The following is a 12,294-nucleotide window of genomic DNA, read 5'->3' as shown; positions in this document are numbered from 1 at the left end:
ACACCCAATTTCGGCGGCATCCGGGCCAACACCGGTCGAGCGACGGACACCCGGCGGCCACCTCCGGCCGGCATACTGCGCTGCGTGACCGAGCACTTCGCCTACCTCGACACGCCGACACCACTGGCCTTCGCCCACCGGGGCGGCGCCGCCGACGGCGACGAGAACACCACCGAGGCGTTCAGCCGCGCGATCGACCTCGGCTACCGGTACGTCGAAACCGATGTACACGGCACCGCCGACGGGGTGGCCGTCGTGTTCCACGACGAGACGCTCGCCCGACTCACCGGCGAGCGGGGCCGGATTTCCGACCTGACCTGGGCCGACCTGACCAGCGTACGGATCGGCGGGGCGGCCGCCGTACCACGCCTGGACGACGTGCTCGGCAGTTGGCCGCAGGTGCGGTTCAACATCGACGTGAAGGCCGACGGCGGCATCGCCCCCACGATCGCGTCGATGGAACGGACCGGTGCGGCCGACCGGGTGCTGCTCGCCTCGTTCAGCGACGCCCGACTCGCCCAGCTGCGCGCCCTGGCCGGCCCGAAGGTGGCGACCTCGCTCGGCCTGCGCGGGGCGGCCCGGCTCCGACTCGCGTCGCTGACCGGACGGCGGCTGATCCTGCCACCGTCGGTGGTCGCCGCCCAGGTCCCGGTCCGCTACGGCCGGATCCCGGTGGTCGACCGACGGTTCGTCACCTACGCCCACCGCCTGGGCCTCCAGGTGCATGTCTGGACGATCGACGAAACTGCACAGATGCACGAGTTACTCGACCTCGGCGTGGATGGCATCATGACCGATCGCGTGGACGTGCTACGCGACGTGTACCTCAGCCGCGGTCACTGGCCCGCCGACCGAACCCCCTAGGTCGGACCGGACCCGCCGCCCAACCCCCGTCGAAGGACCACCGATGGCCGAAACCGTCTCCGTCTCCGTGACCGGTACACCACCGCCCAGCACCAGGCGGGAACGGACCGGATGGTACTTCTACGACTGGGCGATGTCGGCCTTCTCCACCACCGTCATCACCGTCTTCCTCGGCCCGTTCCTGACCACGGTCACCGAACTCGCCGCCGGCTGTGAACTCGGCGCCGACACCTGCTCCGGCTACGTGTACCCGCTGGGGATCAAGGTGGCGGCCGGCTCGTACTTCCCGTACCTGGTGTCGCTGTCGGTCTTCCTGACCGTGTTCGTACTGCCGGTGACTGGCGCGATCGCGGACCGGTCGGCACACAAGAAGCGGCTGCTGGCCGGCGCGGCCTTCGTCGGCGCCGCCGCCACCATCGCGATGTTCTTCGTCACCGGTGACCGGTACCTGCTCGGCGGTGTCCTGTTCCTGATCGCCAACATCGCCTTCGGCGCCAGCGTGGTGGTCTACAACTCGTTCCTGCCGCAGCTCGGCGGCCCCGACGACCGGGACGGGATCTCCAGCCGAGGCTGGGCGCTGGGCTACCTCGGCGGTGGCCTGCTGCTCGCGGTGAACCTGGTCGTGGTGACCATGTTCAGCGTGGAGGGCGACCCCCAGCGCACCCTGGACCTGGCCCGCTGGTCGATCGTCTCGGCCGGCGTCTGGTGGGCGGCCTTCACCCTGGTCCCGCTGCGCTGGCTGCGGGAACGCCCGGCGGCCGAAGCCAGCGTCGGCGGCAACCTGCTCACCGACGGGTTCCGTCAGCTCGGTCGGACCGTACGGGGCCTCAAGGCGTACCCGTTGACGTTGTTCTTCCTGCTCGCGTTCCTGGTCTTCAACGACGGCATCCAGACCGTGATCGCCCTGGCCAGCCAGTACGGCACCGAGGAACTGCGACTGGAGCAGACCACCCTGATCGTGACCATCCTGCTGGTGCAGTTCCTCGCCTTCGGCGGCGCGCTCCTGCTGGGCGCCCTGGCCAAGCGGATCGGCGCCTGGAAGACCGTGCTGCTCAGCCTGGTGCTCTGGACCGTGGTGATCCTGGCGGCATTCCGGCTCCCCGCCGAGGCGCCGGTGCCGTTCATGATTCTCGGCGCCGGTATCGGCCTGGTGCTCGGCGGCAGCCAGGCGCTGAGCCGGTCACTGTTCAGCCAGCTCATTCCCGCAGGCAAGGAGGGCGAGTACTACGGCTTCTACGAGATCAGCGACAAGGGTACGAGCTGGCTCGGGCCGCTCGCCTTCGGATTGGTGTTCCAGCTCACCAACAGCTACCGGGTGGGCTTGGTCTCGCTACTGATCTTCTTCGTGGTCGGATTCGTGCTCCTGCTCGCGGTTCCGATCCGACGCGCCATCGTGGCCGCCGGAAACACGCCGCCCCGGGTGCTGTGAGCGAGACCGACCACGGCCCGGACAGGAAGGGGCCGCTGTTCACCATGCGTTAGGCTGCCCGACCGTGACCGACGACGTTGCCGCCTCCTCCGCCCGCCTGGCGCCCCCTCCGTACGTGGGGCCCGACGCCGACCAGACCTACGCGGCCCGGTCGGCCGGCGACGGCCGACCGCTGCACGCCGCCGCGTTGAAGTTCTTCTGGGGACCGATGGACTGTGGCAAGTCGACCATGGCCCTGCAGATGAACTACAACCACGCGCGGCAGGGGCGGGGCGGGCTGGTCACCACCCGCATCGACCGTTCCCTCGGCCCGCAGGTGACCACCCGGATCGGGCTGGCGCACGAGGCGATCGAGGTCACCGACGACCTGGACCTGCGGGCCCTGGTACGGGGACGCCGTGCCGAAGGGCTGCGGGTCGACTACCTGATCTGCGACGAGGCGTGCTTCTACACCGTGCAGCACGTCGAGCAGATGGCCGAACTGGTCGACGACTACGACGTCGACGTCTTCGCGTTCGGCCTGGCCACCGACTTCCGTTCCGGGCTGTTCCCGGCGGCCCAGCGACTGTTCGAACTCGCCGACGAGGTCACCCGGATCCAGGTGGAGGTGCTCTGCTGGTGCGGCCGGGAAGGGCTGCTCAACGCCCGGGTCGTCGACGGTGTGGTGGTCCGGGAGGGGCGGCAGGTGGTGATCGGCGACACGGTGGTCAGCGCCGACGTGCGTTACCAGGTGCTCTGCCGGCGTCACTTCCGTACCGGCAACCTCGGCCCCCGCGGCTGAGGCAGTCCCGCCCGCTCGGCCCGCACCCACCCGAGCGGCGGCAACCGGGCGGGCCGGCTCAGAACGGGTCACCGCAGACCCGCCAGCCGTCGTCGCCCTTGACCACCGGCACCTCGTGCTGGTCGACCGACCCGCTCTGCCGGGTAAGCGCGACCGCGACCGTGGCCCGCTGCTGCCCGTCCTTGCTGGAGATCTTGACGTCCTCGACCGCGTACCGGGCGATCGCCGACGGGGTCTGCGCCTGCAACGCGAACCGGGGCAGGCTCCACTGCTCCCGGGTCGCCGGACAGAGCCGCCCGTACGCCGACTCGTGGTCACCGGAGCTCACCGCAGTCAAGAACGTCTCGGTCGCCTTCTTCGCCGGGCCCTCCGCGAGCCGGATCGACTGGTAGTTCCAGGCGCCCAGTCCGGCCGCGCCGACACAGCAGACGAAGAGCGTCACGCCGACCACGAGCAGCGCCCGGCGCAGGGCCCGTCCCGGCCGTGCCCGCGATCCCGCGACCTCGTACGCCACGTCTACCGACGGTAGAGACCTCCCACGCCCCACCGCAGGAACTCACGTTGCTACCCTCGGTCAATCGCTCTCATCGAACTGGACCCGGATTCGCCGGTCCCACCGTACGAGCAGGTCCGGGCGGGAATCGCCGCGCTGGCCGCCGCCGGTGAGCTGACCGCCGGCAGCCGCCTGCCGACCGTGCGGCACCTCGCCGAGGAGCTGGGCCTCGCGGCCAACACCGTCGCCCGCGCCTACCGGGAACTGGAACAGGCCGGGCTGGTCGAGACCCGGGGTCGGCACGGTACGGTCGTCACCGCCCGGGCGGCGCAGGTGCGGATCGAGGCGCAGCGGCTCGCCCAGCGTTACGCCGAGGAAAGCCGCCGGCTGGGGGTCCCGGCCCAGCAGGCGTTGGTACTGGCCCGGGCCGCCCTGGACCTGCCGTCCACCGCTTCGGAGCGCTGACCGACCATGCGCCTGCGTGCCGCCACCCCCGATGATCTGGAACTGCTGCACCGGCTGCTGTTCGAGGCGTTCAACTGGGCCGACGAGCCGGCCCTGAGTCGCGCGCAGATGGAAGCGGACCCGCAGGTCATGCACTACGTGACCGGGTGGCAGCGGCCATCGGACTTCGGCACTGTCGCCATCGACGAGGCGGGTGAACCGCTCGGTGCCGTCTGGGCCCGGGTGTTTCCGGCCGACGACCCCGGTTACGGCTTCGTCGACGTCGACGTACCGGAACTCAGCATGGCCGTCCTACCCGGTCACCGGGGACAGGGCATCGGCCGGGCGCTGCTGCGGGCGGTGGCGGGCCAGGCCCTTGCCCTGGGCTGGGAACAGGTCAGTCTCAGCGTGGAGGACGACAACCGGGCCGCGTCGCTCTACGCCAGCGTGGGCTTCAGGGTGGTCGGCCGCAACGGTGGCTCCGACACCATGGTGCTCGACCTGTACGCCAGCGACACGGCCGACGCGCACGGCTGAGCACAACCACCCCGTGTGGTAATAGATTGTTGACAATCGGTGGCCTGTTGCCGCCGTTCGGTGTGGTCTACCGTCAGCGCATCCCGCCAGCCACCCCCGATCGGCGGAGGAGCAGACAATGGCCCGCTACGTGCAGCCGGTGACCGCACCCGGTGACCCCTACACCGACGACCGGCTGCTGCGTTCCTGGTTGGACCGGCAACTCGGGCCCGCCGGACACGCCGCAGCGTCGGGCCGACTCGCCGCGCTCGCCGCCGAGATCACCGGGCCGCTGCGGGCCGCACACGCCGACGCCGAGGCACACCCGCCCACGCTGGTGCGGTACAGCCCGTGGGGGGCCAGGATCGACCGGGTCGACACTTCCGCCGGATGGCAGGCCCAGCGGGCCGCAGCCGCCCGACACGCGGTGGTCGCCCTCCCCTACCAGGCGCGGGCCCGGGGCGAGTGGGGAGCGGCGGCCCGGGTGGTCCAGCACGCCCTGCTGCACCTGTACGGGCCCGAGTCGGCGACCTTCTCCTGCCCGGTGGCGATGAGCGACGGCGCGGCGGCGCTGCTGGCCCGCCCCGAGGTCGACCCGGCGGTACGGGACGCCTGGTTACCCCGGCTGACCTCGACCGACCCGGAGACGGCGGTCACCAGCGGGCAGTGGATGACCGAGTCGCAGGGAGGCTCCGACCTGGCCCGCTCGTCGACCGTCGGCCGACCCGCCGCCGACGGCTCCTGGCGGCTCTCCGGGGAGAAGTGGTTCTGCTCCGCCGCCGACTCCGCGATGGCGGTGGCGCTGGCCCGACCGGAGGGAATGCCCCGGGGCAGCCGGGTCCTCGCCCCGTTCCTGGTACCGCGCTACGCCGCCGACTCGCCACTGGCCGAGGTCGGGGTCGACCCGACCGCGCCCGCGCCGGGCGTGACCGTGCACCGGCTCAAGGAGAAGCTCGGCACCCGGGCGCTGCCGACCGCCGAGGTGGGGCTGACCGACGCGTACGCGCTGCCGTTGGGCGACCCGACCCAACCCGGCCTGACCCGGGCGATGACGTTGGTGGTGGTGACCCGGCTGCACAACGCCGCTGCCGCGGCGGCCGGGATGCGGCGCGGTCTGGCCTACGCCCGCGCGTACGCCGACAGCCGTCAGGTGGCCGGCGGACTGCTCTCCGCCTCACCCCTGCACCGGGCCACGCTCGGCATCCTCGCGGTCGACGCGGCCGGCGCGTTCGCCCTGGCCGGGCACGCGTTCTCGCTGCTCGGCCGGGTCGAGGTGGGCGCCGACCCGGACGCGGCCGCCGAACTGCGGATCGCGGCCCCGTTGGCGAAGCTCGCCACCGGTCGACTCGCCGTCGCCTCCGCCAGCGAGTACGTGGAGAGCTTCGGCGGCGCCGGCTACGTCGAGGACACCGGGGTGCCGCGACTGCTCCGGGACGCCCAGGTACTCCCGATCTGGGAGGGCACCACGAACGTGCTCTCCCTCGACGTCCTGCGGGCGATCGTGCGCGAGGACGCCGCCCCACCGCTGTTGGACCGGCTGGACCTGGCCGTCGACACCGCTCGGCGGCTGAACCCGGCGTTGGCCGACGCGCTCGCCACCACGGCCCGCCGTTTGCGTACCGCCGTCGACGAGGTGACCGCCGACCCGGACGCGGTGGCGGTGGTCGCCGGTGCCCGCGAGTTCGCCCTGCGTCTGGCGTACGCGCTGGCCGCCGCCGTGCTGGTGGAGCAGGCCGCCGACGGTGACGAGCTGGCCGAGGTGGCGGCCCGGTTGTGGGTACGGCGCTGGTTGCGCGGTGAGGAGATCGCCGCCGACGCCCACCATCACCTGGATGTGCTCTGCTAGCACGCCTCTCGCCTGCGCCGGTCGGGTGAGCCGGGTCGGTCGCGGGCGGCGCCACCGGCGCAGGCGGGCGCGACACGCGGTGAATTCCGGTGCGGCGCCGGCCGATCGAGCGGTCCGGCGGGCAACCCCGCCCGTGGTGGCTACGCTCGACCGGTAGCAGTGGGATCCACCGGGTAGCGGCGGCGAGCGGGAGATGCGATGGAAAGCCACCCGGTGGCTCTGATCGACCTCGGCACCGAACGGGGCGTGCCCGAGCAGGACCGGCCGCGATCGGCTCGGGCCCGGCGGGTCGCGGTCAGGTGGCCGGTGCTCTGTCTGACCGCGCTGCTGGTGCTCGTGTCGGTCACCGCGGCGCAGCCGCTCGCACGTGACCTGCGTCGGCTCGGCGAGTTGGACGTTCCCGCCCGGGCCGGCTTTTTCCTCGCCGGTGACCTGCTGCTGGTCGTGGACACGACCGCCGCGCCGATGACGCTTGCCGCGTACGACCTGCCCCGGCGCGACCGGCTCTGGGAGGTGCCGGTCACCAGCGCGGCGTCGTTCGCCGGGGAACTCGTCGGTGATCTGCTGCTGGTCGCCGAGATGGACGCACTCGGGCGTCGGATCGCGACCACGGCCCGTTCGGTTCGGAGCGGGCAGGTCCGCTGGCAACGCCCCGGCCTGCTGCTGGTCGACGCCGGTACCGCCACCGGTGTGGCGATCTCGGAGGTGCGCAGCGCGTCCGGTGCCGGCCGCCGGATCGAGGGCACCATCGAGACGGTCGACCTGGCCACCGGTTCGAGCCGGTGGAGTTTGCCGTTGCCGTCGACAGCTGTCGGTGAACTGGTCCCCGGCACGCCGGGCCGGCTCCTGGTGCTGCACGACAGCAGCGTGGTCAACCTGCACGACCTACGTACCGGCGCGGTGGTTGCCACCGGGAAGCTGCCCCCGGCGGACTACGCACCGGACAACCCGGTGGTGGTCGGCGGCCAGCTGGTGTTGCGTCACCCCGGTGACTTCGGTGAATCCGTCATCAGCGGGTACACCCTGCCCCAGTTGACGCCACGGTGGAGCCGGCCGGGTCCTCGGGTCGTCGCCGATCTGCGCGACTGCGGTGGCCTGGTCTGCGTCGAGAATCGTGAGGGCGCCACGGTCCTCGATCCGGCCACCGGTGCCCAGCTCCAGACCGGTACGTCACGGCGGGATTGGGGTTGGTTGCCCCGGGGCGTTACCAACGGTGCCCGACTACTGCTGCGCCCCGCCGCGGACCGTCCCCTGGTCGCCGTCGAGCGCGGCGTCGACGTGCACATTCTCGGTGCCCTGCCGCCCGGCGTGATGGACTGCCGGGTCGGCGCGGTCGACCTGGTGTGCCGCACCGGTGACAACCGGCTGGGCATCTGGCGGATGGCGCGGTGAGAGGTACGGCGGGACCGGGCCGGTCAGCCCGGGTCCGCCGGGTGGCGCCGGGCGCGGGCGGCCCAGATCGCGTACGCCGGGTCCCGGTCGAGGTTGTGCCGGTCCCGGTCGTAGCGGCGGGTGGTGCGCGGGTCGGCGTGTCCCATGGCGTCCTGCACGTCCTCCAACGGCACCCCCTCGGATCGGGCGGTGGTGGCGAACGCGTGGCGGAGTGAGTGTGGGGAGAGCTTGGCCCAGGCGGGGATCCCGGCGAGCCGGGCGAGCCGGCGGACCAGCCGGAACACCGCGTGCCGGTCGAGTCGTCCACCGGTCCCGGTGACCAGCAGTGGCCCACTGAGTTGTTCGACCGGCATCCGTTCGGTCGCGGCCCGGTCCCGCAGGTACGCGTCCAGCGCGTACGCGGTGCCGGGGGTGAGGGCCCGGCGGCGGGCCCGTCCTCCCTTGCCGACGAATCGGATGCTGCGGTGCCCGCGTTCGTAGCCGAGGTCGCTGAGGTCGAGCGAGACCAGTTCCCCGACCCGCAATCCCAGGTCGGCGAGGAACGCCAGGGCGACCCGGTTACGGGCGGCGGTCGGGCCGGTGTCGGCGTCGGCGGCGGCGAGCAGTGCGTCGACCTCGTCCGGGGTCATGCCCACTGTGGCGGAATGGTCCCGGCTCACCCGGGGCCGGTCGGCGCCGGAGACCGGGTTCGCGTCGACCGCCCGCAACCGGGCGAGGAAGTCGTACCAGCTGGACAGGGCCGACAGTTTGCGGGCCACGGTGGCCGGGGTGAGGGAGCGGCCGCTGCGTGGATCGACCGTCGACTCCAGGTCCCGCCCGTAGGAGTTGACGTCGAGAAAGGTCGCCCGTAACGGGTCGAGGTCGCGGCCGGCGCACCAGGTGAGCCAGCCGGCGATGTCGCGCCGGTACGCCGCCCGGGTGTGTTCGGAGAGCCGCCGGTTGCGCAGCCACGCCTCGGTGAAGTCGACCGGCCCGGTGGTGAGGGCGGCCTGGGCCGATGGACGTTGGACGGCGGGCGTGCCGACGGTACGGGGCATGTGAAAAAGCTTCTCAGTCTGGTCGCGGTTGCCGTCCGAGGCGCGCCCGGCCCTTTCGAGATCGCGCCCACGCCACTGGCGGCGCCCCTGGGCTCAGTTGGCGGGTACGCAGGTCTCGTCGGCGGTGGTGGGCCGGTAGCCGCACATCTTCTCGCTGGTGGTTGTCGGGTCCGGTTGGTCTGTTCGCGCGCAGTCGCCGGTGGTGGTCGTCGAGGAACCCAGTAGTCGTCGCGGTCCGGGGCCCTGGGCGCCCAGCCGGTCCTGTGGGTTGACCAGTGGGCAACGGTCGAGTGACAGGCACCCGCACCCGACGCAGTCGGTGAACTCGTCGCGCAGTTGCTGGAGGTGGCGCATCCGCTGGTCCAGTTCGCCCTGCCAGCATTCGGCCAGCCGCCGCCAGTCCTCCCGGTTGGGCGTACGGTTGTCGGGCAGCACGGCCAGCACCTCGGCGACCCGGGCCAGCGGAATCCCGACGCGCTGGGCGATCCGGATCAGCGCGACCCGGCGCAGCGCGTCCCGCCGGTACCGGCGCTGGTTTCCCGGGGTACGGCGACTGCTGATCAGGTTCTGCCGTTCGAAGAAGTGCAGGGCCGAGACGGCCACGCCACTGCGTGCCGCCAGTTCGCCGACGGTCAGTTCGTCCATGCTCACGCTCTTCCTTCTCGGTCGCCCTTGACCTTAACAAATGTTGAGGTCCTACTGTCCATCTTGTTGTCCTCAGACGACGGACAGTCACCGACAGCAGAGGAATCGGACGCAGATGAACGCAGACGAGCAGAGCCTGACCACCCGGCCACCCCTGCGGGTGGCGGTCATCATCGGCAGCAACCGTGACGGACGCTTCGGGCCCACCGCGGCCCGGTGGTTCGTCGCCCACGCCGAGCAGCGCGACGACCTGACCGTGGACCTCATCGACCTGGCGGAGACCCCGCTGCCAACCGCGCTCACCAAGGAACCTCCGGCCGAGGTGGCGCGGGTCCTCGCCGGCCTGACCGGTCGACTCGACCTGGCCGACGCGTTCGTCGTGGTCACGCCCGAGTACAACCACAGCTATCCGGCCTCGCTCAAGGCCGCCATCGACTGGCACTTCACCCAGTGGCAGGCCAAGCCCGTTGGCTTCGTCTCCTACGGCGGTCTCTCCGGTGGCCTGCGCGCAGTGGAACACCTGCGCCAGGTGTTCGCCGAACTTCACGCCGTGACCGTGCGCGAGACCGTCAGCTTCCACGGTGCCTGGGCCCGTTTCGGTCCCGATGGGCACCCGCACGATCCGGCGGACTGCGACGCGGCGGCGAAGGCCCTGCTCGACCAGCTCGCCTGGTGGGGCGAGGCGTTGCGTGAAGCCCGGGACCGACAGCCGTACGCGGGCTGACGCCAGGCGGAACCGGGGCCGGCAAGACGGGGGTCGGCCCCGGTTCCACTCGTGGTGATCCTCGCCGCCACGTGGTCCGTCCACGTACCGCCCCGCGTGTCGCCGGCGGTACGTGGACGGGTCGGATCAGTCCGAGAGCAGGGTGTCGAGCTTCGTGAACGAGCTGTTCCAACCCTCGCGCGCCATGGCTTCGATCTCCTCGGTGTACGGCCCCTGCCGCAGCACCAGACGGGTCTTACCGCCCTCGTCGTGGAACTCGATCCGCATGTACATGCCCTTGGTCGCGGACTGACCGGGTGCGCCCTCCCAGTCTTCGGCGCCGACCAGCAGTTCGTTCTCGATCACCTCGCTGAAGGTCGCGTCCACCGGCGAGGTGAAGGTCGGGTCGTCGTCGCTGACCATCGTGAAGCGCTCGTGGCCGCCGACCCGGACGTCGAGGTCGATGCTGTCACGGGGCACCGAGAAGCCGACCGGCCCGAACCACTGGGCGAGTTGGTCGGGGTCGGTGAACGCTTGGTAGACCAGCTCACGCGGCGCGTCGAAAATCCGGGTGATGACCAGTTCCTTGTCCGCGGTCGGGTTCGTCATCGCGCTGTTCCTCTCAGGTTTCACGGTCGGTCTGCTGCGTCGAGCGTGCGTGTTGGATTCGGCGCAGGTGCGCGTCGAGTCGGTTGAAGTTGGCGTCCCAGAACTGCCGGTAGCGCTCCATCCATGCCGTCGCCTCCTGGAGCGGCTCGGCGTTCAGACTGCTGGACCGCCACTGGGCCTCTCGGCTGCGGGAGATGAGCCCGGCGTGTTCGAGCACCTTCAGGTGTCGCGAGATCGCCGGCAGGCTGATCGAGAACGGTTCGGCGAGCTCCGTGACGGTCGCGTCACCCTCCGCGAGTCGGGCCAGGATCGCCCGCCGGGTGGGGTCCGCCAGCGCCGCGAAGATCACGCTGAGCCGGTCCGTCGCCATCACGTTTAACCTCACCGTTAATTAACTGACGTGTTAAATATAGGGCTGACCGAGGGTGTGGTCAAGCACTTCCGCCAGTCACATCGAAACGGGTCGCGCCGCTAGCGGTGACGTACGCCGGGATTCACGGCGATGATCGCTTCGGCGGCGGCCCAGAGTTCGGGCAGAAACCGGAGCACCTGGTCGGACCGGCGACGAAGATCCTCCGTACCGGTCACGCCCAGGTCGGCGACCAACTCCTCGAACGCCGGCGCGAGAGCATCGCCCAGTGCCGGCGCGTCCACGGACAGGATCTGGTGACAGCGGGCGAAGGTGACAACGATCCAGAAGACCGCCTCGCGGTGGTCACCCCGATCGACCAGGGCCTGACTTCCGTCGATCGCGACCGTCCGGGCCCCGGTGGTGATGTCGGAACTGAAGAACAACGGGGTACGGGCCACCGGCACGGTCGCGTCGAAGGTTCGGGACAGTTGGCGCAGGTGGTACCCGACCCGGCGACGAGTCATCCCCGCACAGCCGAGCAACTCCAACAGGTACGGATAGATGGCGGAGTGCCCGTAGCCGGCGAGCACCTCCCGGACCGCCGGGTACCGCAGGCGTACCGTCGGGTTACGCAGTGCGGCCACCAGCGGCACCTGTGTGGTGACACTTGTCGGGAACACCCACGCCAGCACCCGGTCCTGGAGCGCGGCCGAGGCGTCGAGGGCCCGCAGCCCACCCGCGATCGCGCACCGGGCGTCCTCGCACCGGCGCCGTACCCAGGCCGACTCGGCGAAGCCAGCGGCCACCCGCGACTGGAGCAGGCGCAGGTGACCGCCGGGATCGTCGATGACCGTGTCCGTACGGAAGCTGCTGGCCAGGCGAAACGAGCCCAGTACGCGATCGGCCGAGGTGAACTCGGCGCGGGCCAGGTGAGTGACCTCCAACAACACCCCGTGGTAACGGAACTTGCCCAGCTTCACCCCGGGAGGGTCCCCCGCCGTCAACACGACGACGTCGACATCGGAGGTCGGAGCCAGTTCGGCATCCTCGGGCAGCCACGTCGTCGAGCCGGCCAGGTACGCGCCCGCGTACCCAGCCTCGTCGCGGGCGTACCGCGCAACCCACTCGGCGGCCACCGCGCCCGCCTGTCCGACCCGCACCCTCACAGTGTCCGGCACCGACC

14 protein-coding genes are annotated in these 12,294 nt (G+C 71.3%); 8 read left to right on the top strand and 6 right to left on the bottom strand.

From position 1 onward, the window contains the following. The first annotated feature begins 84 nt into the window (after positions 1 to 84). From BDK92_RS37860 to BDK92_RS37850, 3 genes are all read left to right on the top strand, one after another. The gene (locus tag BDK92_RS37860; RefSeq protein WP_246017448.1) at positions 85 to 864 is read left to right on the top strand and encodes a glycerophosphodiester phosphodiesterase family protein; all 780 of its coding nucleotides are present in this window, start codon (positions 85 to 87) and stop codon (positions 862 to 864) included. 43 nt (positions 865 to 907) lie between these two features. Next, positions 908 to 2,293, top strand: coding sequence for an MFS transporter (locus tag BDK92_RS37855; protein ID WP_121161263.1), 1,386 nt, complete (start codon positions 908 to 910; stop codon positions 2,291 to 2,293). 64 nt (positions 2,294 to 2,357) lie between these two features. After that, entirely contained in the window at positions 2,358 to 3,074 is a 717-nt protein-coding gene (locus tag BDK92_RS37850) for a thymidine kinase (protein WP_121161261.1), read from the top strand. A gap of 58 nt (positions 3,075 to 3,132) precedes the next feature. Here BDK92_RS37850 and BDK92_RS37845 read toward each other — a convergent pair whose 3' ends face one another. Beyond that, positions 3,133 to 3,588: an Rv0361 family membrane protein gene (locus tag BDK92_RS37845; RefSeq protein ID WP_170208840.1), complete on the bottom strand. Its 456-nt coding sequence runs from the start codon at positions 3,586 to 3,588 to the stop codon at positions 3,133 to 3,135. Positions 3,589 to 3,651: 63 nt separating this feature from the next. Between BDK92_RS37845 and BDK92_RS37840 the strand changes: the two genes are divergently transcribed. The 4 genes from BDK92_RS37840 (at position 3,652) to BDK92_RS37825 (ending at position 7,765) form a co-directional block, all read left to right on the top strand. Then, positions 3,652 to 4,032 (top strand): GntR family transcriptional regulator, encoded by a 381-nt coding sequence (locus BDK92_RS37840; RefSeq protein WP_121161257.1) that lies wholly within the window; start codon positions 3,652 to 3,654, stop codon positions 4,030 to 4,032. A gap of 6 nt (positions 4,033 to 4,038) precedes the next feature. Continuing rightward, positions 4,039 to 4,548 carry a GNAT family N-acetyltransferase gene (locus BDK92_RS37835; protein ID WP_121161254.1) on the top strand — a complete coding sequence of 170 codons (510 nt, stop codon included), beginning with the start codon at positions 4,039 to 4,041 and terminating at the stop codon, positions 4,546 to 4,548. Positions 4,549 to 4,666: 118 nt separating this feature from the next. Then, entirely contained in the window at positions 4,667 to 6,373 is a 1,707-nt protein-coding gene (locus BDK92_RS37830) for an acyl-CoA dehydrogenase family protein (RefSeq protein WP_121161252.1), read from the top strand. A 198-nt stretch (positions 6,374 to 6,571) separates the two neighbouring features. Next, positions 6,572 to 7,765: an outer membrane protein assembly factor BamB family protein gene (locus BDK92_RS37825; protein ID WP_121161250.1), complete on the top strand. Its 1,194-nt coding sequence runs from the start codon at positions 6,572 to 6,574 to the stop codon at positions 7,763 to 7,765. A 23-nt stretch (positions 7,766 to 7,788) separates the two neighbouring features. Here the strand turns inward: BDK92_RS37825 and BDK92_RS37820 are convergent, their stop codons facing one another. Further along, positions 7,789 to 8,802, bottom strand: coding sequence for a tyrosine-type recombinase/integrase (locus BDK92_RS37820; protein WP_121161248.1), 1,014 nt, complete (start codon positions 8,800 to 8,802; stop codon positions 7,789 to 7,791). A 93-nt stretch (positions 8,803 to 8,895) separates the two neighbouring features. Continuing rightward, entirely contained in the window at positions 8,896 to 9,447 is a 552-nt protein-coding gene (soxR, locus tag BDK92_RS37815) for a redox-sensitive transcriptional activator SoxR (RefSeq protein ID WP_121162900.1), read from the bottom strand. A gap of 115 nt (positions 9,448 to 9,562) precedes the next feature. Between soxR and BDK92_RS37810 the strand changes: the two genes are divergently transcribed. Further along, positions 9,563 to 10,171, top strand: a complete 609-nt coding sequence (locus tag BDK92_RS37810; protein WP_121161247.1) for an NADPH-dependent FMN reductase — start codon at positions 9,563 to 9,565, stop codon at positions 10,169 to 10,171. A 126-nt stretch (positions 10,172 to 10,297) separates the two neighbouring features. Here BDK92_RS37810 and BDK92_RS37805 read toward each other — a convergent pair whose 3' ends face one another. The 3 genes from BDK92_RS37805 to BDK92_RS40695 form a co-directional block, all read right to left on the bottom strand. Further along, a complete protein-coding gene (locus BDK92_RS37805; protein ID WP_121161245.1) occupies positions 10,298 to 10,759 on the bottom strand; it encodes an SRPBCC family protein in 462 nt (153 codons plus the stop codon). 13 nt (positions 10,760 to 10,772) lie between these two features. After that, entirely contained in the window at positions 10,773 to 11,129 is a 357-nt protein-coding gene (locus tag BDK92_RS37800) for an ArsR/SmtB family transcription factor (protein ID WP_121161243.1), read from the bottom strand. A gap of 101 nt (positions 11,130 to 11,230) precedes the next feature. Further along, a complete protein-coding gene (locus BDK92_RS40695) occupies positions 11,231 to 12,271 on the bottom strand; it encodes a hypothetical protein (protein ID WP_121161241.1) in 1,041 nt (346 codons plus the stop codon). Positions 12,272 to 12,294: the final 23 nt, after the last annotated feature.

This window comes from Micromonospora pisi, from assembly GCF_003633685.1.
GTDB lineage: Bacteria > Actinomycetota > Actinomycetes > Mycobacteriales > Micromonosporaceae > Micromonospora_G > Micromonospora_G pisi.
Note: the sequence above shows the minus strand (reverse complement) of the source record. Positions and strands in the feature narration are given on the sequence as shown.

Coding starts and splice junctions, on each gene's coding strand:
- BDK92_RS37855 (WP_121161263.1), top strand. CDS start 908: ATGGCCGAAACCGTCTCCGTCTCCGTGACCGGTACACCACCGCCCAGC.
- BDK92_RS37835 (WP_121161254.1), top strand. CDS start 4,039: ATGCGCCTGCGTGCCGCCACCCCCGATGATCTGGAACTGCTGCACCGG.
- BDK92_RS37830 (WP_121161252.1), top strand. CDS start 4,667: ATGGCCCGCTACGTGCAGCCGGTGACCGCACCCGGTGACCCCTACACC.
- BDK92_RS37825 (WP_121161250.1), top strand. CDS start 6,572: ATGGAAAGCCACCCGGTGGCTCTGATCGACCTCGGCACCGAACGGGGC.
- BDK92_RS37820 (WP_121161248.1), bottom strand. CDS start 8,802: ATGCCCCGTACCGTCGGCACGCCCGCCGTCCAACGTCCATCGGCCCAG.
- soxR (WP_121162900.1), bottom strand. CDS start 9,447: ATGGACGAACTGACCGTCGGCGAACTGGCGGCACGCAGTGGCGTGGCC.
- BDK92_RS37810 (WP_121161247.1), top strand. CDS start 9,563: ATGAACGCAGACGAGCAGAGCCTGACCACCCGGCCACCCCTGCGGGTG.
- BDK92_RS37805 (WP_121161245.1), bottom strand. CDS start 10,759: ATGACGAACCCGACCGCGGACAAGGAACTGGTCATCACCCGGATTTTC.
- BDK92_RS37800 (WP_121161243.1), bottom strand. CDS start 11,129: ATGGCGACGGACCGGCTCAGCGTGATCTTCGCGGCGCTGGCGGACCCC.